Below are 24,572 nucleotides of genomic sequence, written 5' to 3'. Positions count from 1 at the left end.
CATTTGTGGGCCAAGTGCGAACTTGCCCGGCAATTCTCGATCAGTTCCTTACAGTCACAGCCAACGGAGGGGGTGCTTTTGATCGGGCTCAAGACCGCGATATTAATGGGGTCATTGCTGTTTCTGGGCAGCGAGACGCTGGAAGCGGCAGCGATACCGGGGCTGCCGGCCGCCGCCACTACGCCATCGGCACACCCGGAGCCACTGGTGCAGGGCGGGTTGCTGGGCGCCATCAGCTCAAGCATTGACGAAGTCCAGAGCAAACTCGATCTCAACGAGCACCTGGTCGACACCTGGCGCCTGCGCGCCGATCGTGCGGTGGATGAAGTCGATGAGCTGGTCAATCGTCCATCATCCCGTTCGACCTGGGGCGTTGCCGGGGATTTCCTCCTGCTGACCTGCGTCTGGGTGGGTGTGTTTGCGCTGCTTTGGCTGTTTGGGCGACTGTTGGCCCGACGCCTGGGCGGGCACCGCTGGATGCTCAGCCGCGAGCGTGGCCAGGCGTTGCTTGGCTACATGCTGCCTTACACGATTCCGGCGGTGGTCAGTCTGACGCTGACGATTTATGCCAGCCAGTTTCTACAGGTGTCGGCCGGCCGGGCGCTGGCGCTGTGTTTTGCCTACGCGGCCAGCGCCGGTATTTTTGCTGCGTCGCTGGTGCTGTCTCTGGTGGTGATGTTCAACATCGGCCACAAGCGCTCGGCGGTGCGGATCATCCGTCAGCACAGTCCCCGGCCGCTGTTTTCAATCGGTTTTCTGGTGGCCTTGAGCGATGCTCTGACAAGCCCGCAGATCGCCCATCAACTGGGCAACAACCTCACCAGCAGCATTGCCGTATTCACCGGGCTCGCGGCTTCGATTTCGTTCGGTTTGCTGGTGATCCGCATGCGTCGGCCGGTGGCCCATGTGATCCGGATTCTGCCGCTGGCCCAGCGCGTCAATCAGCCGGCGTTGCGCGAAACCCTGCGGATATTTTCCGGGCTCTGGTACTGGCCGATTCTGTTGATGGTGCTGGTCTCGATCATCAACCTGATCGGTATTGGCGACGACAATCAGACGGTACTGCGCAGTGCGTTGTTCACCACCGTGTTGCTGATTGCCACGGTGTTTCTCAGTACCACGCTGCATCACCTGTTCAAGTCGCGCAGCGAATCGGATGCGCGGCGCGGCAGTGCCTACAAAGAACGATTCCTGAACCTGTCCCACGCGTTGTTGCGCATTGCCATGGCCGTCGTGTTCATCGATGTCCTGGGGCGTATCTGGGGCGTGTCGTTGTTCGAGTTCGCGGTGAGCAACGCAGTCGGGCGAGCGATCAGTGATTCACTGAGCCACATCGGCCTGATCTTCCTGGTGACCTGGATGGTCTGGGTGGTGCTCGACACGGCCATTCAGGAGGCCCTGAAACCACCGGCCAATAAACGCTCGGCGCGCCAACCGAGTACACGGGTGAAAACCATCCTGCCGTTGCTGCGCAATGCGGTCAAAATCATCCTGGTGGTGATCTGCGCGATCACCACCATGGCCAACCTGGGGATCAACGTTGCGCCGTTCCTGGCCGGTGCCGGGGTGGTGGGGCTGGCGATTGGTTTCGGTTCCCAGCAACTGGTGCAGGACGTGATCACCGGGCTGTTCATCATCATCGAAGACACCCTGTCCATTGGTGATTGGGTGGTGCTCGATTCCGGTCATGCCGGGACAGTCGAGGGCCTGACCATCCGCACCTTGCGCCTGCGTGACGGCAAGGGTTTTGTGCACTCGGTGCCGTTCGGCCAGATCAAGGCCGTGACCAACCAATCGAGGCAATTCGCCTACGCGTTTTTCTCGGTGCAATTCACCTATGACACGGATGTCGACAAGGCCATCGAGTTGATCCGCGAGGCCGGGCATTCGATCAGCAACGACCCGTTCCTGCGCTACAACCTGCAAGGGCCGCTGGATGTGTTCGGTGTCGACAAGATGGACCTCAACGGCGTGGTGCTGACCTCGCAATTCCGCACGGTGTCGGGCGGGCAGTATGCGGTGAGCCGGGCGTTCAACCAGCGTTTGAAAAAGCTTGTGGATAACAGCCCGTGGGTGCACTTCGCGCAGACTTATCCACAGCAGGCGCTGGTGCCGAGGCATCCGGTCGAACCACCGCCTGAAGGCGAGCCTGAACCGGAGCACTCGACGTTGTTGATGCCGGATGGGGCGCGGTCGCAGTAAGTCGCCCGGGAGATTTTTGTTGGTTTTTAGGGGCCCATCGCCAGCAAGCCGGCTCCTACAGGGATTTGCGCAGGTACATCAACCTGTAGGCGCTGGCTTGCCAGCGATGGGGCCTGCGCAGACGCCATCAATGCCGGATCAGTTTATTCCGAACCTCGTCACTGACTCGCTGATCCAGCTCCGCCCAAAACAAAGGCTTGCCGGCAATCTCGGCAGCCACCGGCAAACCATCGCGATACACCAGCCGATTGCTCGCCAGCGCCGGGACTTTCGCGCCGGGCAGCAGGGTGCCGGCGAGGTTCAGCGGATCGACCCCGCACACGGCGATCAGGCTGCCGTCCTTGGGGCGACGCCGCACTTCGCGCAATAACGGAATCGCCTCGGGCAGCGCGAATTGCTCCCCCGCCAGGCCACTGACAAACCGTCCGCCACGAATCTCGCCCCGGGCCTCGAGGCGATGAAACGTGCGCAGTAATTCGCGCCAGCTCGGCAGCCAATCCGCCTCACGCTCCAGCAATCGCCAGAACACCACGCCGTAGCGGCGCAGCAAGGTCATGGCGATGTGTTCCAGCGTATCGGCCGGGGTCGACGACGGACGCGGGTTATCAACAACCGGCGCGGCGTTTCCACGGCGTAACAACGCCCAGCGTCCAGCGTCGTCCATGCCGCCGATGAACGCCCCGCGCCCGTGGCGACTGCGGTGGTGCTGGCGCTTGCTGGCCGGGGTGATCAGCGCACGCAGCCCGGCGAAACTGTCGGCGTTCACCAGCCCGGCGCCCACCAGTTCCTGCAAGGCGATTTCCAGCTCCGAGCGCAGCAGGTGAGCTTCGTGAATCAGCTCATCGAAAAACAGTGCGCCGTGCTGGCTGAGGGCGGTGTGGACCTTTTGCGTTTTCGGTGACAGTTCGCTGACCGGCGTCTGCTCGGTCAGCCCGCTCCAGAGTCCGACCTGACTGCGCGGCAGCAGCACAATCGGTGTACTGCGCAACGCGGTGCCGGTGCCGGTGCCCTTGTTGCGTGCGGTCAGGCGTGTCCACACCAGTCTGCCGCTGCGGCACAACTCATCCAGCCAGCTCGCCGAGTAATCCTTGATCCGTGCCGGCAGGAGGTCGCTGTCCCAGGCGGACGCGGCGGCGGGGTAGCCTTCGAACTGACTGGCGATGGCGGGCAATACGGCCGCGCCTTGACCCTGAGTGGCACTGGAGACGTGCTGCCAGTCGAACAGAAACCGCATGAAATCCTGTAACGCCACCGGCTCGATTTCCCTACGCAGGCGCTTGACCGTGTAGCGATGAATGCGCGCGAGCAGATGACGCTCACACCATTCTTCCCCGTGGTTGCCCGGGGTGAATCGTCCACGCAGCACGTAGCCTTCGCGCTCCAGTTGCGCCAGCGCCTGGATCACTTGAAGGTCAGATAAACCGAGGGGGGCGGCAATGTCGTGCAGCGGTAACGGGCCGAAGGCGCTGAGCCGCGCACGGACCACTTCGACCACGGCTTCGTCCTGTTCCCAGACCTCATCGAAACCCGGCAACGCCTGCAAGGCTGGCGATAATTGCGCCTGTGGATAAATCGCCCGCAGGCAAGTCAGTCGCTCCAACGCCAGCCACAACGATTGCCCGTCGTTGATCTGTAAGCGGGTGGCGCGACCGCTCATGGCCAGCGCGTTGAGCCAGTCGCGCCACTGCGGATTGGCTTCGGCTTCTGCGTCGGTGATGCACGCCAGGCTCATCAGTGCCTCATGCATTTCATCGCCACCCGTGGGCGCAGGCCAGGCTTCTTCGCGCACGGCGTTGATCGCCTCGGTATCGAGTGCGCCGAGGTCGTCGGTCGATTGCGGGTCGCTCCAGCGCCGATTGAGCACGGCTTGGGTGCGGCGCTCTTCCAGCGGCGCATCGTCGAGAAAAGTGTAGGGCCTGGCGCTGAGAATCTCGGCCGCCAGCGGCGAGGGCGCCGGCAGCTCGCGGCTGATCAGGCGCACCTCGCCGCGCTCCATGCGCCGCAGCAAGGCGAGCCAGCCTTCGCTGTCCATGGCATCGTGCAGACAGTCGTCGAGGGTTTGTTCCACCAGTGGATGGTCGGGGATTTCCCGTTCACCGGCGAGATTTTCCACGCAGGCAATCTGATCGGGGAACACGCTGGCGATCAGGTCTTCGCTTTTCATCCGCTGGATTTGCGGCGGCACTTTGCGCCCGCTGCTGTAGCGCGGCAACGCCAGGGCCACCCCGGCATTCCAGCGCCAGCGCACGCCAAACAGCGGCGCGTCGAGCACGGCCTGAATCAGGAGGTGTTCGGCACTGTTGCTGTGCAGATAGCGCCAGACATCGTCCAGTTCGAAACTGTGGCTGGTGGAGAGTGACAACACGATGGCGTCTTCGCTGGCGGCGGCCTGCAATTCGAAGTTGAAGGTGCGGCAGAAACGCTTGCGCAGGGCCAGGCCCCAGGCGCGGTTGATGCGGCTGCCGTAAGGCGAGTGAATGATGAGTTGCGTGCCACCGGACTCGTCGAAAAAGCGCTCCATCAGCAACGTGTCTTGCGACGGCAGGGCACCCAGCGTCTGGAGCGCCGGGGCGAGGTATTCCACCAGTTGCTCAGCGCTGGCGAAGTTCAGGCCGAGGGTCTCGGTCAGCCAGTCGAGCGCCGGTTGCAGGTTGCCCGGCGTGTTACCGAGCAACGCGTCGAGGTGCGCTTGCAGGCGCGCCACCGCCGAAGACAATTCAGCGCTGCGCCCCGGCGCCTCACCCAGCCAGAACGGAATGGTCGGCGGCTGCCCCTGAGCGTCCTCGACCCGGACCTTGCCGGTTTCGACGCGCAGGATCCGGTAGGACGTGTTGCCCAACTGGAAGATATCGCCAGCGATGCTTTCCACCGCAAAGTCTTCGTTGATGGTGCCGATGTTCAGCCCTTGGGGTTCCAGCAGCACGCTGTAGTCGGCGTTGTCCGGAATGGTTCCGCCACTGGTCACGGCCGTGAGTTTCGCGCCTCGACGACCGCGCAGGGTGCGGGTCACGGCGTCGCGATGCAGGTAGGCGCTGCGAATACCCTGCCGCCCGTTGTAGCCCTCAGCGAGCATCTGCAGCAGCGCCTGATAATGTTTGTCGTCGAGTTCGGCATACGGCGAAGCGCGGCGAAACATGTCCAGCAACGCTTGCTCCTGCCACTCCTGGCAGCTGACTTCGGCGATGATCTGTTGCGCCAGCACGTCCAGCGGCGCTTGGGGAATCAACAAGGTATCGAGCTCGCCCCGCCGCACGCAGTCGAGCAGCGCGGCGCATTCAATCAGGTCGTCGCGGGTGGTGGCGAACAAACGTCCCTTGGGCGTTCCGCCGACCTGGTGGCCGGAGCGGCCGACCCGTTGCAGGAATCCGGCAATCGAGCGCGGTGATGCAATCTGGCACACCAGGTCGACGTCACCGATGTCGATGCCCAACTCCAGCGATGCGGTGGCGATCAGCACTTGCAAGTCGCCACGCTTGAGCCGCTGTTCGGCATCCAGCCGAAACTCCTTGGCCAGGCTGCCGTGGTGGGCGGCCACGGCGTGTTTGCCGAGGCGCTCGCTGAGGTGACGACTGAGGCGCTCGGCCAGCCGTCGGGTGTTGACGAAAATCAGCGTGGTGCGGTGTTTCCGGGCGAGGGCGGCGAGACGGTCATAGACGAGTTCCCAGACATCGTTGGCCATCACGGCCGATAGCGGTACCGGAGGCACTTCGATGTCCAGATCCCGTGGGCGGGCGTGGCCGATGTCGACAATCTCGCAAGGGCGATCGCGACCCACCAGAAAACGCGAGACCGCTTCGATGGGTTTTTGCGTGGCCGACAGACCGATGCGCACCAGTGGTGCGGCGCACAGCGCCTGCAAGCGCTCAAGGCTCAGGGCCAGATGACTGCCGCGTTTGCTGGCGGCGATGGCGTGGATTTCGTCGACGATTACCGTGCGGGTTGTCGCGAGCATCTGCCGCCCGGAATCGGAGCCGAGCAACACGTAAAGGGACTCGGGGGTGGTGACGAGTATGTGCGGCGCGATCTTGCGCATCGCCGTGCGGTCTTTTTGCGGCGTATCGCCGGTGCGTACGGCGGTGGTGATCTGCAATTCGGGCAGGCCCATCACGCGCAATTGCTCGGCAATCCCGGCCAAGGGGTTTTGCAGGTTGATCTGGATGTCGTTGGACAAGGCCTTGAGCGGTGAGACGTAGACCACCAGGGTTTCATCGGGCAGGCCGTCGGGGCTTTCAAGGCCTTGGTGGACCAGGTCGTCGATGACCGCGAGGAACGCGGTGAGGGTCTTGCCGGAACCGGTGGGCGCGGCAATCAATGTCGAGCGGCGCTGGCGGATCAACGGCCACGCCCGGGCCTGCGCGGCGGTGACCGCAGGGAAGGTGTGGTTGAACCAGGCGCTGACGGCGGGGTGAAAGCCTGTCAGGGCACTGTCTGCGGGGATGGGCAGGTTCATGGGGCAATTTATGCGGGGGAGGGCGCGAAGATGCAAGTACAAAACCATTGTAGGAGCCGGCTTGCTGGCGATGGGGGCCAGTTGCAGCGCCACAAATCTCGGACATCTACACTTTACGGATGACGGTTGCGCACTAAACCCGCAAAATGCAACGATTCCTGCAACTTTCAACGACATCGCCCGCAAGCGCTGTCGAAAAACCATCGTTCCAATCAGACTGGGCCTGCTGACTCTATGCGAATGCGCCTTATGTTACTGGGCGGCGGAAATGCCCTTGGGCAGGCGCTGATTCGCCTCGGTGCGGAGGAAGATATCGGTTTCCTCGCCCCCCGCCCGCCACAAGATGGCTGGGATGCCGCGAGCCTGACGCAACTGCTCGACGACACGCGCCCCGACGCGCTGATCAACCTCGCCTACTACTTCGACTGGTTCCAGGCCGAAGTGGTCAGCGAACAGCGCCTGGCCCAGCAAGAACGGGCCATTGAGCGCCTGGCCGAGCTGTGCCAACACCACAATATCGTGCTGCTGCAACCTTCGAGCTATCGGGTGTTCGACGGCTCCCGCGCCACCGCCTACAGCGAAAAAGACGAGCCGCTACCCTTGGGCCTGCGCGGTCAGGCGTTGTGGCGGATCGAGCAGAGCGTGCGCGCCACCTGCCCGCAACATGTGTTGTTGCGCTTCGGCTGGCTGCTCGATGACAGCCCCGATGGCACCCTTGGCCGTTTCCTGGCACGTGCTGAAAACCCCGAAGAGCTGTTGATGGCCGACGACCGCCGGGGCAATCCGACGCCGGTGGACGATGCTGCCCGCGTGATCATTTCGGTACTCAAGCAACTCGATTGCGCCGCGCCGCTGTGGGGTACGTACCACTACGCCGGGCATGAGGCGACCACGCCGCTGGCGTTGGGGCAGGCGATTCTCACCGAAGCCCGCAACCTGCATGAGTTGGCCATCGAAGCGCCGACCGCCCAGGCCCACGCCACGCGCCCGGATGCTGCCGAAGAGCCGCAACACGCGGTGCTGGCCTGCAAGAAAATTCTCCACACTTTCGGGATCAAACCCCGCGCCTGGCGTGCGGCACTCCCCGGTTTACTGGACAGGTTTTATCGCCATGGCTGACGGCCCCGTTTTAATCACCGGCGGTGCCGGTTTCATTGGTTCGCACCTGACCGACGCCTTGCTTGCCAAGGGCCATTCGGTACGCATTCTCGATGACTTATCGACGGGTAAGCGCAGCAACCTGCCGCTGGACAATCCCAAGGTCGAGCTGATCGTCGGCGACGTGGCCGATGCGGCGCTGGTTGCCCGGGCGATGGTCGGTTGCAGTGCCGTGGCGCACCTGGCGGCAGTGGCCTCGGTGCAGGCCTCGGTGGACGATCCGGTGAAGACGCACCAGAGCAACTTCATCGGTACGCTGAACGTCTGCGAAGCCATGCGTCAGGCCGGGGTCAAACGCGTGTTGTTTGCCTCCAGCGCTGCGGTGTATGGCAATAATGGCGAAGGTGAGTCCATCGACGAAGACACGCCAAAGGCACCCTTGACGCCTTATGCATCGGACAAACTCGCCAGCGAGCATTACCTGGATTTCTACCGACGCCAGCATGCACTGGAGCCAGTGATCTTCCGCTTTTTCAATATCTTCGGCCCGCGCCAGGATCCGTCCTCGCCGTACTCCGGGGTGATCAGCATTTTCAGCGAGCGCGCCCAGAAAGGGCTGCCGATCACGGTGTTCGGTGACGGCGAGCAGACGCGTGATTTTGTCTATGTCGAGGATCTGGTCGATTTGCTGGTGCAAGCCATCGAAAAACCTCAGGTCGAAAATGGCGCCGTCAACGTCGGGTGGAATCAGGCGACGACGCTCAAGCAGTTGCTCGAGGCCCTTGAAACGGTGATCGGCGCGTTGCCTGTGGTGAGCTACGGACCGGCGCGTTCCGGTGACATTCGTCATTCCCGGGCGAACAACCGGCGGCTGTTGGAGCGCTTTACCACGACAGAACAGACCCCTATGAGTGTGGGGCTGGCGCGGTTGTTGGGGCGATAAACGTTTCACGCGGACATGAAAAAGGCGCCTTTTTACAGGCGCCTTTTTCACGGCCGGAATGTGCGTTACAGCGTGTGCAATTCCTGTGGCGAGGGAGCGTGCTCCCGGTCGAGCGCAATGCGCTCGCCATCAGATCTAAGTCTGCTCGCCACTAAGCCAGGCTCACCACCACGTGAACGTTTTTTAGAACTTGTAACCCAGACCCACCATGTAGATGAACGGGTCCACATCCACGTCCACACGTGCCCGGGTGCCTGGGGCAATCGAATCGTTTTCGACGGTGGCGCGGGTATCGATGTCGATGTAGCGCACCTGGGCGTTGATCATGACATTGTCGGTCAGCATGTAGTCAGCACCGACCTGCCACGCCATACCCCAGGAGCTCTCTGCCTTGAAGTCGCTGAAACCAGCGGCTTCGGCTTCGCTGCTCACGTGTTCGTCGTAGATGTAGGTGTAGTTGATGCCGCCGCCCACGTACGGTTGGAATGCCGACTTCGGATCCAGCGGGTAGTACACCAGGCTCAGGGTTGGTGGCAGGTGCTTGATCGTGCCGAGTTTGCCGTTGGCCGCGCTCAGAGCGGTGCCCTTGAGTTTCACGTCATGCTCGAACGGGGTGGCTGCCAGCAGCTCGATACCCCAGTGGTTAGTGAGCATGTAGGCGAAGTTCAAGCCCAGCTGCGTGTCGCTGCTCAGGGTCGCCTTGCCACCCAGATCGGCACCTGCCAGCGGGCCTTGATCGACCTTGACGCTGGAGCTGTCGGCTTCCGGGTTAACGGTGATTGCGCCGGCGCGAATGAGAATGTCACCGGCCTGGTGGGCGTGGGCGAGCGGGGCTGCGAGCGCGAGGGCAACCAACGAGGCGCTGAGCAAGGACTTGTTCATGGGGGCTCCAGAGGATGTTGAAAATTTTCTATGTCCAATGGTAGCTGGCTAATGGTTTTGCGTTGTTGATTTAGCTCAATAAATTGCGCAAGGATGGATTTTTTTGATGATTTTACTGTCCCCATCGCGAGCAAGCTCGCGCCTACAGGGGGTTAATCGATCGATGACGGTCTGGCGGGCAACAAAAAACCAGCGGATTCACTCCGGCAACTCATACAAATAAATCTTGTCCGCTGCCATCTGGTACCCGGCATCCGCCAACTCGCTGCTGGACGCCTGGACCTGCAATGCACCTTCGATCCAGTACGGTTGATACAGTTCGTCGACCTTCACCCCGACTTCGCTTTTGACGTGCACGATCTGGTTCGACGGCGGTGGCGGCACATGGATGCAAGCGCCGAAATACGGCACCAGCAGAAACTCGGTGGTGCGTCCTTCCTCGTTCACTTCCAGTGGCACGATGTAGCCCGGCAAGCGGATGTTCTGACCGTCGAGCGCCTTGACCACCGGTGCGTTGGGCAGGTCTTGCCTGGCGGCCGGCGCCGATTCGGCCGACAACGTATCGCTCATCTTCGACAGATCGTGCAGCGGTGTCATGTTCGGCACTTCAGCCGGCGCGTCAGGCGGAATCATTTCCGACCAGGTCAGGTCTTTGGGCTGTGCCGCCCACAGGGGCAGGGCGACCAGCATCAACAGCGCAAGTACAGCGCGGGGCATTTTCAACATCCTCATAAACGGATCGACAGACCATCGGCCAACGATTGGCGATAGGCACGCCAGGCCGGCACGCTGCCCATCAGCAACGCGGCGATCAGGATGCCACCGAGCAGCGTCCATTCATATTCACTTGGCCAACTCAGTGGCAAATACAGACCGTAATTGGCTTGCACGTACCCTTGGGCTGCGGCGATGCACACATACAGCAGCGCCACACCGGCGATCACGCCCGATAGCGCCAACGCAAAGGCTTCCAGCACCAGCAACGTCGCGATGTGCCACGGCCTCGCACCCACGGAGCGCAGAATCGCCATCTCCCGGCGACGTTCGTTGAGGCTGGTGAGAATGGCCGTGAGCATGCCGATCAACCCGGTCAGCACCACAAACAGCGAGATCACGAACAAGGCTTTTTCCGCCGTGCCCATCAAGCTCCACAACTCTTGCAGCGCCACGCCCGGCAGGATCGCCAGCAGCGGTTCACCACGGAATTCGTTGATGTCGCGTTGCAGGGCAAACGTCGAAATCTTGTTGTTGAGGCCGAGCATGAACGCGGTGATCGCCTGCGGCGTCAGGTCCATGTTGCGCGCTTGATCGGCCGTGACGCGACCGTCACCGCGGGCCGGCACGCCGTTGTGCCAGTCGATGTGAATCGCTTCCATACCGCCGAGGCTGATGTGCAGCGTGCGGTCGACCGGGGTGCCGGTGCGCTTGAGAATACCGACCACGGTGAACGGTTTGTCATCGTGCTTGACCAGGCTGATCGCTGCCACACCATGGGCCAGCACCAGTTTGTCGCCCAGTTTGTAGTGCAGCGCCTCGGCCACTTCGGCGCCGAGCACCACTTCGAAAGGATCGGTTTCGAAGGCGCGGCCATCGCTCAATTGCAGGTGTTGCTGGCGCCCGTACTGGTAATGCTCGAAGTACGCTTCGGTGGTGCCCATCACCCGATAACCGCGATGGGAATCGCCGAGGGACATCGGGATCGCCCATTTCACTTTCGGGTTGTTGGCGAAATGCTCGAAGCTGTCCCAACGGATATTGTTGGTGGCGTTGCCGATGCGGAACACCGAATACAACAGCAGGTTCACCGAGCCCGAACGGGCGCCGACGATCAGGTCAGTGCCGCTGATGGTGCTGGCGAAACTGGCCTTGGCCTCGGTGCGCACGCGCTCGACGGCCAGCAGCAGGCACACCGACAAGGCAATGGCGAACGCAGTGAGGATCGCAGTGAAGCGGCGGTTAGCCAGGCTGGCCATGGCTAGACGGAACAAATACATCTCAGACCTCGGACGGGGTGGCGGCGCGATTGAGCTCGGCCAGCGACAGGTTGCGGTCGAACAGCGGTGCCAGGCTCTGGTCATGGCTGACGAACAACAGGCTCGAGCCGGCCTCGCGGCACTCGGCGAACAGCAGGCGAATGAAGTTCTCGCGGGCGTCGTAATCCAGCGCCGAGGTCGGCTCGTCGGCAATCACCAGCTCGGGCTGACCGATCAAGGCGCGTGCGGCGGCGACCCGTTGTTGCTGGCCGATGGACAGTGAGTCGGCGCGTCGACCGAGGATGCTTTCATCCTTCAAACCCAGGTGAGCGAGCAGGGTGGCTGCCGCTTTATCAACGCTGCCGTGACGCTGTTTCGCCCGTGCGGCGCGCAGTTTCGAGAAATGGCAGGGCAGTTCGACGTTCTCGCGCACTGACAAAAACGGCAGCAGGTTGAACTGCTGGAAGATGTAGCCAGTGTGATCGACGCGAAAGTGATCCCGAGCACCGGCTGATAGCGCGGTCAGTTCCTGGCCGAGCAGACGAATACTGCCGCGATCAGGCTTCTGCACACCGCCGAGCAGGCCGAGCAGGGTGGTCTTGCCGCTGCCGCTGGGGCCTTTGAGAAACAGCGTTTCCCCGCGCTCCAGGCGAAAGGCCGGAATGTCCAGCAGCGGCGGGTGACCGGGCCAACTGAAGCCCAGGTCCGACAGTTCGATAAGTGGTTGGGTCATTTAGTCGATTTCATGGGTGTTGATTGACCTGCGTAGGAGCTGCCGCAGGCTGCGATCTATTGATCTTTGAAGGTCAAAAGATCGCAGCCTCGTTTCACTCCGCAGCTCCTGCGGGGCGATCTTCGGTGAGTTTAGAATTTGAGGGCGGCCGCTTTGGCCGTCACATCAACCCCTTGCTGCCCGCTCGGGCCGATCAGTTGTACCTGAATTTTTTGGGTGGCCGGGAAACGGGTGAAAATGTTCGCCAGATCCAGGGTCTTCAACGCGTCTGGCGTGGCGCAGGTGAATTGGTAATGGGCGTGGATTTCGCTGTGGTCGTGGTGATGTTCGCCTTCATCGTGATCCTCGTCCGCATCAGGTTTGTCGCCGAACAACGGGCTTTCCAGTTCCTGTTTTTCCACCTCGCACCCTGCAGCTTTCGGCAGATTGAACAGCGCCTGTGGTTTCTCCAGCTGCGCACGGACGGCGGCGACTTTGGCTTTGTTGGCGTCGCTGGCGGCAGCGTGTTCGAAGCCCACCAGGTTCATCGCCGGGCTTTCCAGTTCCAGTTGCAGGGTTTGCCCGTCCAGCGCCGCGTTCAAGCGTCCGACGCCATGTTCGTGGGCACCGAGACTGCCGTGCTCGTGGTCATGTTCCTCGGCGGCGTGGGCGACAGCCAGCGGCAGCAAGGCAAACGGCAGGGCGAGAAGCAGACGGCGCATGGCAAATCTCCGGACGGTAAAATGAAGAAACTGTTATGTAATCTTATAACGTAAGCGCGGAGAGTTTGACTGCCTGCTTGGCGTTGCACAAGTCCCGTGGGAGCATGCAAGTGAAGAAAAGTGCTGGAGCGGACTTATGTTGCGAATACGCGGAAGCATCGGCGACTGGCCGGTGGATTTGACCCTGGAAATGGATGACAGCGACTGGGCACGGCTGGGTGCGCAGTTGCAGGTCGAGAAAACTGCCGTCAGCACGCCTGCGGCGAAACCGCTGAATCAGGACGAGGCGCTGTGGCAGGTTGCCAAGGACTTGTTGCGCAAGGCCGGGCAATTGAGTGGGCCGGAGTTGCTTGATCAGCTCGAAGGGCTGGCCGGCAGCGCGGCGGCGGGCAAGCGACTGTTGGTGCGTTTGCGCCACAGTCCGGAAGTCAAAGTGGTGAGCGGCGGGGATACGCCGCTCTACAGCTGGATCGAATAGACCGCAAAAGATCGCAGCCTGCGATCTTTTGATTTTTAATACAGCGCAGCAAACAACTTGCGACGGTACGTGCTCACCAGCGGGTGATCATTGCCCAGCAGTTCGAACACTTGCAGCAAGGTCTTGTGCGGCAAGCCTTCGCTGTAGCTGCGGTTGCGGGTGAACAACTTCAGCAGAGCATCCAGCGCAGCGTCGTATTGCTGACGGGCCAGTTGCTGGATCGCCAGTTGATAAACCGCTTCGTCGTCCTGTGGATTTTTCGCCAGGCGTGCTTTCAGATCGGCGGCATCCGGCAGGTCCCTGGCCAGACCCAGAAACTTGATTTGCGCCTTGGCACCGGCCAACGCCGCTTTATGTTCGTCGCTTTTGACCGCATCCAGCACGGTTTGCGCTTCGCCCAGTTCACCGCGTTCGGTGAGGCAGCGGGCATAGAGAATCAGCGCCTTGGCGTTGGTGTTGTCCTCGCCCAGCAGCACGGTGAGGATGGCTTCGGCGTCGGCGAAGCGGCTGTCGTCAAACAGCGCCTGAGCCTGTTCGAACGGATCGGCGGCGGCCGGTGGCGGCATCTGCACATGGGGCTCCAGCAGAGCGCGTACAGCAGACTCCGGTTGTGCGCCGGCAAAACCGTCTACCGGCTGACCATCCTTGAACAACACCACGGTCGGCAGGCTGCGAATGCCAAAGCGGGCGACGATGTCTTGCTCGAGGTCGCAGTTGACCTTGGCCAGCAGCAACTCACCTTGATAGCTCTCGGCAATGGTCTGCAGCATCGGCATCAGCACTTTGCACGGCGCGCACCATTCGGCCCAGAAATCCACCAGCACCGGTTTGTGGAAGGAGTTCTCGATCACCGACTGATCGAAATCGGCCGTCGTGGCGTCGAAGATGTACGGCGTTTGCTGACTCATGAGGGATCTCGTAAAAGCGTGAATGTGCTCACTATAAGGGCTGCGATCTTTTTCGGCTTCAAGTCCGACGCGCGTGGTACAGGCTCACATGCCGAAACTCTTCCGGCTCGGCCAGATCCGGCAGGGTCATGGCCTCGAGCATTTCAATGCGACGGTACAACGGATGACGGAAATCCCGGACTCGGGAATCCGCCACCAGCGCTTCCCGGCCACGACTGAGGAATTCGTCGAGCAGCGGCAGGTTCGCCCGGTCGTACAGCACGTCCGCCACCAGGATCAGATCGAAGCGATCGGCCTCGGCGAAAAAGTCGGTCGAATAATTCAGCTGTACGTCATTGAGCTCGGCATTCGCCCGGCAGGCGGCAATCGCCAGCGGATCAAGGTCGCACGCCACCACTTCGAGCGCCCCGGCCTTGACCGCCGCAATCCCCGCCACGCCAGAGCCGGCGCCAAAATCCAGCACCCGTTTGCCCTCGACCCAATGCGGGTTGTCGGCGAGATAACGGGCTATGGCCAACCCGCTGGCCCAGCAAAAACTCCAGTACGGCGGCTCATACAGGATGCGCCGGGTTTCTTCCGGGCTGAAGGCGCGGTCCATGTTATCGCCGTCGATCAGCCACAGCTTCAGGTCGGTCCCCGGCAACCCGCACGCCACCAGTTGCGCATCGCCCAGCAGTTCACCCAAGGCCTGTTGCAGGTCGAGCGGTGCACTCATGGGGCTTTGACGAACTGCATTTGGCCCAGGGCCTGGGTGGTCGGCTGCGTGATCGTTCGCGACGGCAGATGCAGGATCAACTGCCCGGACTGGCTGGCGCGGCCACGCAGTTCAACGCGGGCACCGGCCGGAAATGAATCCGGGTTGAAGCGCAGGCGAAACGGCAGGGCCTGATTGGTACCGATCAGGCTGGAGCTGGCGATCAATTGTTGCGGTCGGTCTTTATCGTCGATCACCAGCAGCGCCAGTTCGACTTCGGCGCCGTCCGGTACACCTTGCAAGGTGCCGCTCAATTCGCGCTGATACGCGGGCAGCGGACCGAGTTCGGCGGCTTCCCGGGCTTTTTTCTGCGCTTGTTGAGGCGCGGGGCCGGGTGTTGGCGGCTGGGGTTGGGGTGCATCGCTGCTGCAGGCCGCCAGCAGGCTGAAAACACTGAGCAAAATGAGCGGACGTAACGACATTGGTGGCTCCATAAAGCTGAATTCCATGGATCAAGTGATCATCCCGTCTGTATACCGCAAACCCTATGGCTTGTCTTGCCACCGGGATGCGCTACCATGGCCCTCCCTTTTTTTGTTGCCTGCCACCATGCACTGTCCCTTCTGCGGTGCCAACGACACCAAGGTCATCGACTCGCGTCTGGTCGCCGAGGGCGAACAGGTGCGCCGCCGGCGTGAATGCCTGGCCTGCGGCGAGCGCTTCACGACGTTCGAGACGGCTGAACTGGTGTTGCCGCGCCTGATCAAAACCGACGGCAGTCGCCAGCCGTTCGACGAAGAAAAACTCCGTGCCGGCATGCAGCGGGCGCTGGAAAAGCGCCCGGTGAGTGTAGAGCGCCTTGAATCGTCGCTGGTGCACATCAAACATAAACTGCGTGCCACCGGCGAACGCGAGGTCAAATCCCTCGTGGTCGGTGAACTGGTGATGGCCGAGCTGCAAAAGCTCGACGAAGTCGCCTATATCCGCTTCGCTTCGGTGTATCGCCGCTTCCAGGACCTCAACGAGTTCCGCGAAGAGATCGATCGCCTGGCCCGTGAGCCGGTGAAAGAATGACCACGCCTACCGAACAAGCCATCCTCGACGCGCATTTCATGGCCCGCGCCCTGGAACTGGCGCGCAAAGGTCACTACACGACGCACCCCAATCCACGGGTTGGCTGCGTGATCGTGCGTGACGGGCAGATTGTCGGCGAAGGCTGGCATGAGCGCGCCGGCGAGCCCCACGCCGAAGTCCACGCCTTGCGCGCGGCCGGTGTACAGGCGCGTGGCGCCACCGCTTACGTGACGCTGGAACCCTGCAGCCACCACGGCCGCACGCCGCCCTGCGCCGATGCGCTGGTGAATGCCGGCGTGGCGCGGGTGGTCGCGGCCATGCAGGACCCGAACCCGGAAGTCGCCGGTCGTGGTCTGCAACGCCTGGAGCAGGTCGGTATCGCCACCGAAAGCGGCGTGCTGGAAGGCGAGGCGCGCAAGCTCAATCAAGGGTTCCTGAAACGCATGGAACACGGCTTGCCGTTCGTGCGGGTCAAACTGGCGATGAGTCTGGACGGTCGCACCGCGATGGAAAGCGGCGAAAGCCAATGGATCACCGGCCCCGCAGCGCGTTCGGCAGTTCAGCGTCTGCGTGCTCAGGCCAGCGTGGTGCTGACCGGTGCCGACACGGTACTGGCGGATAACGCCCGTTTGACCGTACGTGCCGATGAACTCGGCCTGGATGCCGAACAAACGGCACTGGCCATGAGCCGACCGCCGTTGCGTGTGTTGGTCGATGGGCGACTGCGCGTGCCGCTGGATGCGCCGTTCTTCAAGGCTGGCCCGGCGCTGGTCGCGACCTGTGTGGCGGTGGAGGAGCAATATGCCAATGGCCCGGAATGCCTGATCGTGCCCGGCTACGATGGTCAGGTCGATCTGCGCCAGCTGTTGGTCGAGCTTGCCAACCGTGACGTCAACGAAGTACTGGTCGAGGCCGGTCCACGGCTGGCGGGTGCCTTTGCCCAGCTCGGTCTGGTGGACGAGTTCCACATCTTCATTGCCGGCAAGTTCATGGGCTCTTCGGCGCGACCACTGCTGGACTGGCCGCTCGCGCAGATGAAGGATGCACCCGAGCTTGAAATCATCGAAATTCGCGCCGTGGGCGATGACTGGCGAGTCATTGCCATTCCTGCGCCAGCCGCGAGCGTATAATTCCCGGCCAACGCTAAAGCGCTGGCTTTGTTCTCGAGGAGAACCCCATGTTCACCGGCATCATCGAATCCATCGGCAGTATCCGTGCACTGACCCCAAAGGGCGGTGATGTGCGGGTTCACGTCGAAACCGGCAAGCTCGACCTGAGCGACGTCAAACTGGGCGACAGCATCGCGGTCAACGGCGTGTGCCTGACGGCCGTTGAATTGCCGGGCAACGGCTTTGCGGCGGACGTCAGTCGCGAAACCCTCGACTGCACCGCCATGAACGACCTGAAAAGCGGCAGCCCGGTCAATCTGGAAAAAGCCCTGACCCCGACCACTCGCCTCGGCGGGCATTTGGTCAGCGGTCACGTCGATGGCGTGGGCGAAGTGGTTGCCCGTACCGAAAATGCCCGCGCCGTGGAATTTCGCATCCGCGCGCCGAAAGAACTGGCCAAGTACATCGCCCATAAAGGCTCGATCACCGTCGACGGCACCAGCCTGACCGTGAACGCGGTCGATGGCGCCGAGTTCCTGCTGACCATCATTCCGCACACCCTGAGCGAAACGATCATGGCGTCGTATCAGCCGGGTCGCCGGGTGAACCTGGAAGTGGACTTGCTGGCCCGTTATCTGGAGCGCCTGCTGCTGGGCGACAAGGCCGCTGAGCCGACTGCCGGCAGCACCATTACCGAAAGCTTTCTGGCCGCCAACGGCTACCTCAAATCCTGACTCAAGGGGGTGCCTTGTGGCGCTCAATAGCATCGAAGAACTGGTTGAAGACATCCGCCAAGGCAAGATGGTCATCCTCATGGATGACGAAGACCGCGAGAACGAAGGCGACCTGATCATGGCCGCCGAGTGCTGCAAGCCCGAGCACATCAACTTCATGGCCAAGCACGCCCGTGGCCTGATCTGCATGCCGATGAGCCGGGAGCGCTGCGAACTGCTCAAGCTGCCATTGATGGCGCCACGCAACGGTTCCGGTTTCGGCACCAAGTTCACCGTGTCCATCGAAGCTGCCACCGGCGTGACCACCGGCATCTCCGCTGCCGACCGCGCGCGCACCGTGCAAGCGGCGGCCGCCCGTGATGCCAAGGCTGAAGACATCGTCAGCCCGGGCCACATTTTTCCGCTGATGGCCCAGGCCGGCGGCACGCTGGCCCGCGCCGGCCACACCGAAGCGGCCTGCGACCTGGCGCGCATGGCCGGTTTCGAGCCGAGCGGCGTGATCTGCGAAGTGATGAACGACGACGGCACCATGTCCCGTCGCGCAGAACTGGAAGCCTTTGCGACCGAACACAACATCAAGATCGGCACCATCGCCGACCTGATTCACTACCGGATGATCCACGAACGTACCGTTCAGCGGATTGCCGAGCAGCCACTGGACAGCGAACTGGGCCAATTCAACCTGGTGACCTATCGTGATTCCGTGGAAGGCGACGTGCACATGGCACTGACCCTGGGCAATGTCTGCGCCGAAGAACCGACCCTGGTTCGCGTGCACAACATGGACCCGCTGCGCGACCTGTTGATGGTCAAGCAACCGGGCCGCTGGAGCCTGCGCGCCGCCATGGCCAAGGTTGCCGAGGCTGGCAGCGGCGTGGTGCTGTTGCTCGGTCACCCGCTCGATGGCGACGTATTGCTCGCGCATATCCGCGAAACTGCCGACCAGCAAGCGGTGAAAAAACCGACAACCTACAGCACTGTCGGTGCCGGTTCGCAGATCCTGCGCGACCTCGGTGTGCGCAAAATGCGCCTGATGTCGGCACCGATGAAATTTAATGCGATATCCGGTTTCGATCTGGAAGTTGTAGAATACGTGCCCTCCGAATAGGGCACCGGGTTTTGGCATCGTTGTTCACTTAAGGCTTGTTTGATTTACTGTGGCGAGGGAGCTTGCTCCCGCTTGGGTGCGCAGCGCCCACAAGAGGGGCCGCTACGCAGCCAGCGGGAGCAAGCTCCCTCGCCACGACGATCGCAAGTGAACGCCGATGTAGAATTCCGACGCTGTATTCGCGGTTCAAATATCACTGAGGGATGCGTACGAGACGCGTCCCGGCTCTTTAAGAGATCTATCGAATGACCCTGAAGACCATCGAAGGTACCTTCATCGCCCCTAAAGGCCGCTACGCTTTGGTAGTGGGCCGTTTCAACAGCTTCGTCGTTGAAAGCCTGGTAAGCGGTGCTGTTGATGCCCTGGTTCGCCACGGCGTGAGCGAAAGCGACATCACCATCATCCGCGCACCTGGCGCCTTCGAAATCCCGCTGGTTGCGCAGAAAGTCGCCCAGAAAGGCGAGTTCGCAGCAATCATCGCCCTGGGCGCGGTCATTCGTGGCGGCACTCCGCACTTCGAATACGTGGCTGGCGAGTGCACCAAGGGCCTGGCCCAGGTGTCCATGGAGTTCGGCGTTCCGGTCGCTTTCGGCGTCCTGACCGTTGATTCCATCGAGCAAGCCATCGAACGTTCCGGCACCAAGGCCGGTAACAAAGGTGCTGAAGCTGCCCTGTCCGCTCTGGAAATGGTCAGCCTGCTGGCGCAGTTGGAGGCCAAGTGATTAGCGACGAAAGCGATCGTTTCAACCCGCGCGATCCAAAGCCTGCGGATGCCGGCAAGCCATCGAAAAGCGTCAAGCGTCGCGAAGCCCGTCAGCTCGCGACTCAGGCGCTGTACCAATGGCACATGGCCAAGCAGTCGCTGAACGAGATCGAAGCGCAGTTCCGGGTCGATAACGATTTCAGCGATGTCGACGGCGCTTACTTCCGCGAGATCCTGCACGGGGTTCCGCAGTTCAAGACCGAAATCGACACCGCGCTCACGCCATGCCTGGACTTGACCATCGAAGAGCTGGACCCGGTTGAACTGGCCGTTCTGCGCCTGTCCACCTGGGAACTGCTCAAGCGCGCCGACGTGCCGTACCGCGTTGTGATCAACGAAGGTATCGAACTGGCCAAGGTCTTCGGTTCCACCGACGGCCACAAGTTCGTCAACGGTGTGCTCGACAAGCTGGCCCCGCGCCTGCGTGAAGCTGAAGTCAAGGCGTTCAAGCGCTGATCGGCGCTTGCAACTGCAATGGGTGAGTTTGAGCTGATCCGCAATTTCTTCGCCGCCGCGCCTTGTGCGCAGGGCGGCGAAGGCGTTGCTCTCGGGATCGGCGATGACTGCGCCTTGCTGGCTGTTCCCCCGGGGGAACAGTTGGCGATCTCTACCGATACGCTGGTGGCCGGTGTGCATTTCGCCGACCCCTGCGATCCGTTTCTGCTCGGTCAGCGCTCGCTGGCCGTCGCGGTCAGCGACCTGGCCGCCATGGGCGCTACGCCGATTGCCTTTACCCTTGCCCTGACCTTGCCGACGGTGACTGCCGATTGGCTGCAAGCCTATGCCCGTGGATTGAACCTCATGGCGCAAAGCTGTGGCGTGGCGTTGGTCGGCGGCGATACCACCCGCGGGCCGTTGAGCCTGACGATGACCGTGTTCGGCCGTGTGCCGGGCGGATTGGCGTTGACCCGCAGCGGTGCGCAACCGGGTGATCTGCTGTGCGTGGGCGGCCATTTGGGCAATGCCGCGGGTGCGTTGCCATTGGTGCTGGGCCAGCGGACAGCCGAAGCGCGCATTGCCGAGCCGTTGCTCGCGCATTACTGGTCACCGCAACCGCAGCTCGGTTTGGGCCAGGCGTTGCGTGGCAAGGCCACGTCGGCCATGGATATCTCTGACGGGCTACTCGCGGATTGCGGGCATATCGCGCTGGCCTCGAAGGTCGCTATTCACATCGATCGGGAGCGCTTGCCACTGTCGCCGGCATTGGTCGCGTTTCTCGGTCAAGCGGACGCACAAGTGGCGGCCCTGAGCGGCGGCGATGATTACGTACTGGCCTTCACTCTACCGTCCGTCGAATTGCCGCTCTTGCTGGCCGACGGCTGGCCGATCCATGTGATCGGGCGCGTCGTGAACGGGCAAGGCGTGACACTGCTCGATGCCAGCGGACAAGACATCACCCCGCAAACCCGGGGTTATCAACATTTTCGGGAGTCACCGTGACAGATCACCCCAAACAGGTCCCGGCAGAGTTTGTACCGCCGTCGGTCTGGCGCAATCCGTGGCACTTTCTGGCGTTCGGCTTCGGCTCGGGCACCTTGCCAAAGGCACCGGGCACTTGGGGTTCGTTAGTGGCGCTACCCTTTATCCCGATTTGGCAGATGCTGCCGGATTGGGGTTACTGGCTGATGCTGGGCATCACGATGCTGTTCGGCTTCTGGCTGTGCGGCAAAGTGGCCGACGATTTGCGGGTACACGACCATGAAGGCATCGTCTGGGACGAAATGGTCGGGATGTGGATCACCCTGTGGCTGGTGCCGGAAGGCTGGCAGTGGTTGCTCGCGGGTTTTCTGATGTTCCGCTTCTTCGATATTCTCAAGCCGTGGCCGATTCGCTGGATCGACCGGCATGTACACGGCGGTGTCGGGATCATGCTCGATGACGTCCTGGCCGGGGTATTTGCCTGGTTGGCGATGCAAGGGTTGGTATGGATGTTCGCCTGACCTGAATGGGTCATGGGGTGATAAGTGGGAGGATCAGGGATGGCTGGGCGCGGTTTGATGGCGATGGTGTTCGTCTTGTTTTGCTCTCTCGTTCAGGCGGGGGAAGCGACGACGCCGTCCGTGATTCACTTGGCCAGCGAAGATTGGGAAGACTACACCGCTGCCGATGGCCGTGGCCTGGGTTGGGACGTGCTGCGGCAAGTCTTCGAGCCTGCGGGTGTCAAAGTGGACATTCGTACCGAACCCTATGTGCGTTCAATGGGCCTGGCCGAGCGTGGAGAGGTCGATGCTTGCGTCGGTTCGTACAGCAAAGAATCCGAAGACGTGCTCTATCCCCGTTGGAACTTCGACACGGATCACATCTACGCCTTGGGGCTGGCGAGCAGTCCGGTGCCAACCCTGGAAACCCTGGGTCTTTACAGGCTGGCGTGGATCCGTGGGTACGACTATCAGAATTACCTGCCCAACGTGCGCCGCTATGACGAAGTGATCCGGCGCACCGGTATCGTGTCGATGCTGACTCACAATCGCGCGGACTTTTACATTGATGCCCAGACCGAGGTCGATTACGTCTTCAACCGGGCCAAGGATCCGTCGCAGTTGCGCCGCACCCATATCGCCGAACTGCCGCTGTATCTGTGTTTTGCCAAGACCGACAAGGCCCGCACATTGATGGCGTTGTTCGACCAGCGCATGGATCAACTGGTGAAAAGCGGCGAGCTCAAACCGATTTTCGAGCGCTGGAAGCAGCCGTATCCGTTTGACGACCCTCAAAGGTAGGCGCAGCCTGCGGCAGCGCCTACCTTGATGGCAGATCTGTAGCTATCAAACTTTTTGATAGTTATCGCCGATAATTCAGCCTAAGCGTCGGCCGGAAGCTGCTGGTACAATGCCCGCTTTCTGCGAACTTCAGAATCTTTCAATCAGGAGCACACCGGTGCCTGTCGTTTTTGTCGCCGCTTCCAAGCTGCCAACGCCTTTTGCGCAATTCACCATGCATGGTTTTCTCGATGAGGCCACCGGCCGCGAGCACGTCGTGCTGAGCCTGGGTGAATTTGCCGACGGTGCCCCGGTACTCGGCCGGCTGCATTCCGAATGCCTGACGGGCGATGCCTTGTTCAGCCAGCGTTGCGACTGCGGCTCGCAACTGGAGGCGGCCTTGCAGGCCATCGCCCGTGAGGGGCGTGGCGTGTTGCTTTACTTGCGTCAGGAAGGTCGTGGCATTGGCCTGCTGAACAAGATCCGCGCCTACGAATTGCAGGACGGCGGTGCCGACACCGTTGAAGCCAACGAGCGCCTGGGCTTTGCCGCCGACCAGCGTGATTACGCCATGTGCCTGCCGATGCTGGAGCATCTGGGCGTGAAATCCCTGCGCCTGATGACCAACAACCCGCGCAAGGTCAAAGCCTTGACCGACATGGGTATCGTGGTTGCCGAGCGCGTGCCGCTACACACCGGGCACAACCCGCATAACCGACTCTACCTGGCGACCAAGGCCAGCAAGCTCGACCACATGATGGGCAACGAGCATCAGGGCGAGGTAGACCGGGCGTGACCCGCGGTCAGGTGCGGCGGCGACTGTCCGTCAATTGGTGGCAATACCTGGCGCTGGCGTTGTTGCCGTTGTTCGTGATCAACGCGGTGTTTGGCCAGAGCGAGGCGATCCTGCCGGTGCTGGCCATGCCGCTGTTCATCGCCGGTGTGGCCTCGATGTTTGTCAGCCTGAAGTTCTTCGGCGCTTATAAACACGCGCTGATCGCCACCCAGAAAGCCCTCGATACCCCAGAAGAACCTGCCGCCTGGGTCAGCCTGGCGGCCAAACGCCGCACGGCATTTCTCGCGGCTGGTCTGCCGGCGTGGATCGGTGCGCTGGCAGTGTTCGTCGGGCTTGAAGCCGTGCCGCTGGTGCTGCTGGCACTGTCGACCACGGTGCTGTTCTACCTCTACCGTATTCCGCGTCAACTCGGTTGATGCGCCCTGTCTGGCTGGCGGTTCTGCTGCTGGCCATCAGCAACGCGGCCGCGGGTATCGAACGCGTTGTCAGCCTTGCACCTTCGCTTTCTGAAATCGTCGTTGAACTGGGCTCCGCAGACCTTTTGGTGGGTGTGCTGGATGCCGGTGAGCGCCCGGCAGAACTCAAGGACCTGCCCTCGGTGGGGCGTTACGGTCAGCTGGACATGGAACGGTTGCTCAGCCTGAAACCTGATTTGCTGTTGCTCTGGCCCGGCAGTGTCGGCCCGGCCCAGCGTGACCAGCTCAAGCGTCTGAACATCCCGACTTTCGTCGCCGAACCCCAAAGCCTGGACCAACTCGCCGCACAGATCGAGATCATTGCCGCTCAACTCGGCCGGCCTGAACGCGGAATTTCATTGGCCGGCGATTTACGCCAGCGGCTGGGTGAACTGCGCCAACGCTATCGTCGAGAGGTGCCGTTACGCGTGTTCTATCAAGTTTGGGATCGACCGCTGTACACGGTGGGGGGAGGGCAGATCATCAGTGATGCGCTGGACGTCTGCGGGGCGAAGAACGTGTTTGCCGATCTGCCGCTGCCAGCACCGCAAGTCAGCGTAGAGGCCGTGCTTCAGCGCAATCCCGAGGTGATTCTGGCCAGTGATCAGGCGCAGCTCGAGGCGTGGAAAGCGTGGCCGCAAGTAGCGGCGGTCAAGCAGCAGCAATTGCGCTTAGTGACAGACAAAGGCCTGGAGCGGCCGAGCGGGCAGATGGTCGAGGCGACTGCAAAGCTGTGTCAACTGATCGATCCTGAGCGCTGAGTTGCGATGTA

25 protein-coding genes are annotated in these 24,572 nt (G+C 61.9%); 16 read left to right on the top strand and 9 right to left on the bottom strand.

Features of this window, described 5'->3' with window-relative positions; all coding sequences use genetic code 11:
* Positions 1–78: 78 nt before the first annotated feature.
* Positions 79–2,202: a mechanosensitive ion channel domain-containing protein gene (locus tag QYH43_RS16640; protein WP_301157473.1), complete on the top strand. Its 2,124-nt coding sequence runs from the start codon at positions 79–81 to the stop codon at positions 2,200–2,202.
* Positions 2,203–2,329: 127 nt separating this feature from the next.
* On the opposite strand, the gene QYH43_RS16635 is transcribed toward QYH43_RS16640, so the two are convergent.
* Positions 2,330–6,652 (bottom strand): DEAD/DEAH box helicase, encoded by a 4,323-nt coding sequence (locus tag QYH43_RS16635; protein WP_301157472.1) that lies wholly within the window; start codon positions 6,650–6,652, stop codon positions 2,330–2,332.
* A gap of 234 nt (positions 6,653–6,886) precedes the next feature.
* Between QYH43_RS16635 and QYH43_RS16630 the strand changes: the two genes are divergently transcribed.
* Positions 6,887–7,771, top strand: coding sequence for a sugar nucleotide-binding protein (locus QYH43_RS16630; protein WP_301157471.1), 885 nt, complete (start codon positions 6,887–6,889; stop codon positions 7,769–7,771).
* Positions 7,764–8,693: an NAD-dependent epimerase/dehydratase family protein gene (locus QYH43_RS16625; RefSeq protein ID WP_301157470.1), complete on the top strand. Its 930-nt coding sequence runs from the start codon at positions 7,764–7,766 to the stop codon at positions 8,691–8,693. Before QYH43_RS16630 ends, QYH43_RS16625 begins: the two co-directional genes overlap by 8 nt.
* Before the next feature lie 183 nt (positions 8,694–8,876).
* On the opposite strand, the gene QYH43_RS16620 is transcribed toward QYH43_RS16625, so the two are convergent.
* The 5 genes from QYH43_RS16620 to QYH43_RS16600 all read right to left on the bottom strand — a co-directional run bounded on the left by QYH43_RS16620 (position 8,877) and on the right by QYH43_RS16600 (position 12,982).
* The gene (locus QYH43_RS16620; protein ID WP_095152670.1) at positions 8,877–9,575 is read right to left on the bottom strand and encodes an OmpW family protein; all 699 of its coding nucleotides are present in this window, start codon (positions 9,573–9,575) and stop codon (positions 8,877–8,879) included.
* A gap of 198 nt (positions 9,576–9,773) precedes the next feature.
* Complete coding sequence (locus QYH43_RS16615) at positions 9,774–10,292, bottom strand: DUF3299 domain-containing protein (protein WP_095152674.1); 519 nt, start codon at positions 10,290–10,292, stop codon at positions 9,774–9,776.
* Between the two features lie 11 nt (positions 10,293–10,303).
* Positions 10,304–11,569 carry an ABC transporter permease gene (locus QYH43_RS16610; protein WP_095059446.1) on the bottom strand — a complete coding sequence of 422 codons (1,266 nt, stop codon included), beginning with the start codon at positions 11,567–11,569 and terminating at the stop codon, positions 10,304–10,306.
* Between the two features lies 1 nt (position 11,570).
* Positions 11,571–12,281: an ABC transporter ATP-binding protein gene (locus QYH43_RS16605; RefSeq protein ID WP_095059445.1), complete on the bottom strand. Its 711-nt coding sequence runs from the start codon at positions 12,279–12,281 to the stop codon at positions 11,571–11,573.
* 131 nt (positions 12,282–12,412) lie between these two features.
* Complete coding sequence (locus QYH43_RS16600; protein ID WP_301157469.1) at positions 12,413–12,982, bottom strand: DUF2796 domain-containing protein; 570 nt, start codon at positions 12,980–12,982, stop codon at positions 12,413–12,415.
* A 136-nt stretch (positions 12,983–13,118) separates the two neighbouring features.
* Between QYH43_RS16600 and QYH43_RS16595 the strand changes: the two genes are divergently transcribed.
* Complete coding sequence (locus QYH43_RS16595; protein WP_301157468.1) at positions 13,119–13,460, top strand: hypothetical protein; 342 nt, start codon at positions 13,119–13,121, stop codon at positions 13,458–13,460.
* A 35-nt stretch (positions 13,461–13,495) separates the two neighbouring features.
* On the opposite strand, the gene trxA is transcribed toward QYH43_RS16595, so the two are convergent.
* From trxA to QYH43_RS16580, 3 genes are read right to left on the bottom strand one after another with little or no spacing between them, the layout of a single operon-like run.
* Positions 13,496–14,368 carry a thioredoxin gene (gene trxA, locus QYH43_RS16590; RefSeq protein ID WP_095057323.1) on the bottom strand — a complete coding sequence of 291 codons (873 nt, stop codon included), beginning with the start codon at positions 14,366–14,368 and terminating at the stop codon, positions 13,496–13,498.
* Positions 14,369–14,426: 58 nt separating this feature from the next.
* On the bottom strand, positions 14,427–15,083 hold the full coding sequence (locus QYH43_RS16585) for a methyltransferase (protein ID WP_301157467.1): 657 nt from the start codon (positions 15,081–15,083) through the stop codon (positions 14,427–14,429).
* Positions 15,080–15,544: a YbaY family lipoprotein gene (locus QYH43_RS16580; RefSeq protein ID WP_095057321.1), complete on the bottom strand. Its 465-nt coding sequence runs from the start codon at positions 15,542–15,544 to the stop codon at positions 15,080–15,082. The genes QYH43_RS16585 and QYH43_RS16580 overlap by 4 nt, the downstream gene beginning before the upstream one ends.
* Positions 15,545–15,671: 127 nt before the next feature.
* Between QYH43_RS16580 and nrdR the strand changes: the two genes are divergently transcribed.
* The 12 genes from nrdR (at position 15,672) to QYH43_RS16520 (ending at position 24,561) form a co-directional block, all read left to right on the top strand.
* Positions 15,672–16,136 carry a transcriptional regulator NrdR gene (gene nrdR / locus QYH43_RS16575; RefSeq protein ID WP_003228656.1) on the top strand — a complete coding sequence of 155 codons (465 nt, stop codon included), beginning with the start codon at positions 15,672–15,674 and terminating at the stop codon, positions 16,134–16,136.
* Positions 16,133–17,266 carry a bifunctional diaminohydroxyphosphoribosylaminopyrimidine deaminase/5-amino-6-(5-phosphoribosylamino)uracil reductase RibD gene (gene ribD, locus QYH43_RS16570; RefSeq protein ID WP_301157464.1) on the top strand — a complete coding sequence of 378 codons (1,134 nt, stop codon included), beginning with the start codon at positions 16,133–16,135 and terminating at the stop codon, positions 17,264–17,266. The genes nrdR and ribD overlap by 4 nt, the downstream gene beginning before the upstream one ends.
* 47 nt (positions 17,267–17,313) lie before the next feature.
* Entirely contained in the window at positions 17,314–17,979 is a 666-nt protein-coding gene (locus tag QYH43_RS16565) for a riboflavin synthase (protein ID WP_008059524.1), read from the top strand.
* Positions 17,980–17,995: 16 nt separating this feature from the next.
* Positions 17,996–19,087, top strand: a complete 1,092-nt coding sequence (ribBA, locus tag QYH43_RS16560; protein WP_095057319.1) for a bifunctional 3,4-dihydroxy-2-butanone-4-phosphate synthase/GTP cyclohydrolase II — start codon at positions 17,996–17,998, stop codon at positions 19,085–19,087.
* Between the two features lie 245 nt (positions 19,088–19,332).
* On the top strand, positions 19,333–19,809 hold the full coding sequence (ribE, locus tag QYH43_RS16555; RefSeq protein ID WP_003228649.1) for a 6,7-dimethyl-8-ribityllumazine synthase: 477 nt from the start codon (positions 19,333–19,335) through the stop codon (positions 19,807–19,809).
* A complete protein-coding gene (nusB, locus tag QYH43_RS16550; protein WP_095057318.1) occupies positions 19,806–20,306 on the top strand; it encodes a transcription antitermination factor NusB in 501 nt (166 codons plus the stop codon). The genes ribE and nusB overlap by 4 nt, the downstream gene beginning before the upstream one ends.
* A gap of 18 nt (positions 20,307–20,324) precedes the next feature.
* Positions 20,325–21,290: a thiamine-phosphate kinase gene (gene thiL, locus QYH43_RS16545; protein WP_301157462.1), complete on the top strand. Its 966-nt coding sequence runs from the start codon at positions 20,325–20,327 to the stop codon at positions 21,288–21,290.
* Positions 21,287–21,790: a phosphatidylglycerophosphatase A gene (locus QYH43_RS16540; RefSeq protein ID WP_095057316.1), complete on the top strand. Its 504-nt coding sequence runs from the start codon at positions 21,287–21,289 to the stop codon at positions 21,788–21,790. The genes thiL and QYH43_RS16540 overlap by 4 nt, the downstream gene beginning before the upstream one ends.
* A gap of 39 nt (positions 21,791–21,829) precedes the next feature.
* Complete coding sequence (locus QYH43_RS16535) at positions 21,830–22,570, top strand: ABC transporter substrate-binding protein (RefSeq protein WP_301157460.1); 741 nt, start codon at positions 21,830–21,832, stop codon at positions 22,568–22,570.
* 157 nt (positions 22,571–22,727) lie between these two features.
* Positions 22,728–23,345, top strand: coding sequence for a GTP cyclohydrolase II (ribA, locus tag QYH43_RS16530; protein ID WP_150726901.1), 618 nt, complete (start codon positions 22,728–22,730; stop codon positions 23,343–23,345).
* Entirely contained in the window at positions 23,342–23,761 is a 420-nt protein-coding gene (locus QYH43_RS16525; RefSeq protein ID WP_301157459.1) for an MFS transporter, read from the top strand. Before ribA ends, QYH43_RS16525 begins: the two co-directional genes overlap by 4 nt.
* Positions 23,761–24,561, top strand: a complete 801-nt coding sequence (locus tag QYH43_RS16520) for a cobalamin-binding protein (protein WP_301157457.1) — start codon at positions 23,761–23,763, stop codon at positions 24,559–24,561. Before QYH43_RS16525 ends, QYH43_RS16520 begins: the two co-directional genes overlap by 1 nt.
* Positions 24,562–24,572 lie beyond the last annotated feature (11 nt).

The sequence above is a fragment of the Pseudomonas sp. C32 genome, from assembly GCF_030417915.1.
Taxonomy (GTDB): Bacteria; Pseudomonadota; Gammaproteobacteria; order Pseudomonadales; family Pseudomonadaceae; genus Aquipseudomonas.
This window is presented reverse-complemented; position numbering and strand designations above follow the sequence as displayed.

Bases quoted from the DNA above. Each gene is read 5' to 3' on its own strand.
- QYH43_RS16635 (WP_301157472.1), bottom strand. From the start codon at position 6,652: ATGAACCTGCCCATCCCCGCAGACAGTGCCCTGACAGGCTTTCACCCC.
- QYH43_RS16630 (WP_301157471.1), top strand. From the start codon at position 6,887: ATGCGAATGCGCCTTATGTTACTGGGCGGCGGAAATGCCCTTGGGCAG.
- QYH43_RS16625 (WP_301157470.1), top strand. From the start codon at position 7,764: ATGGCTGACGGCCCCGTTTTAATCACCGGCGGTGCCGGTTTCATTGGT.
- QYH43_RS16620 (WP_095152670.1), bottom strand. From the start codon at position 9,575: ATGAACAAGTCCTTGCTCAGCGCCTCGTTGGTTGCCCTCGCGCTCGCA.
- QYH43_RS16615 (WP_095152674.1), bottom strand. From the start codon at position 10,292: ATGCCCCGCGCTGTACTTGCGCTGTTGATGCTGGTCGCCCTGCCCCTG.
- QYH43_RS16610 (WP_095059446.1), bottom strand. From the start codon at position 11,569: ATGTATTTGTTCCGTCTAGCCATGGCCAGCCTGGCTAACCGCCGCTTC.
- QYH43_RS16605 (WP_095059445.1), bottom strand. From the start codon at position 12,281: ATGACCCAACCACTTATCGAACTGTCGGACCTGGGCTTCAGTTGGCCC.
- QYH43_RS16600 (WP_301157469.1), bottom strand. From the start codon at position 12,982: ATGCGCCGTCTGCTTCTCGCCCTGCCGTTTGCCTTGCTGCCGCTGGCT.
- QYH43_RS16595 (WP_301157468.1), top strand. From the start codon at position 13,119: ATGTTGCGAATACGCGGAAGCATCGGCGACTGGCCGGTGGATTTGACC.
- trxA (WP_095057323.1), bottom strand. From the start codon at position 14,368: ATGAGTCAGCAAACGCCGTACATCTTCGACGCCACGACGGCCGATTTC.
- QYH43_RS16585 (WP_301157467.1), bottom strand. From the start codon at position 15,083: ATGAGTGCACCGCTCGACCTGCAACAGGCCTTGGGTGAACTGCTGGGC.
- QYH43_RS16580 (WP_095057321.1), bottom strand. From the start codon at position 15,544: ATGTCGTTACGTCCGCTCATTTTGCTCAGTGTTTTCAGCCTGCTGGCG.
- nrdR (WP_003228656.1), top strand. From the start codon at position 15,672: ATGCACTGTCCCTTCTGCGGTGCCAACGACACCAAGGTCATCGACTCG.
- ribD (WP_301157464.1), top strand. From the start codon at position 16,133: ATGACCACGCCTACCGAACAAGCCATCCTCGACGCGCATTTCATGGCC.
- QYH43_RS16565 (WP_008059524.1), top strand. From the start codon at position 17,314: ATGTTCACCGGCATCATCGAATCCATCGGCAGTATCCGTGCACTGACC.
- ribE (WP_003228649.1), top strand. From the start codon at position 19,333: ATGACCCTGAAGACCATCGAAGGTACCTTCATCGCCCCTAAAGGCCGC.
- thiL (WP_301157462.1), top strand. From the start codon at position 20,325: ATGGGTGAGTTTGAGCTGATCCGCAATTTCTTCGCCGCCGCGCCTTGT.
- QYH43_RS16535 (WP_301157460.1), top strand. From the start codon at position 21,830: ATGGCTGGGCGCGGTTTGATGGCGATGGTGTTCGTCTTGTTTTGCTCT.
- QYH43_RS16520 (WP_301157457.1), top strand. From the start codon at position 23,761: ATGCGCCCTGTCTGGCTGGCGGTTCTGCTGCTGGCCATCAGCAACGCG.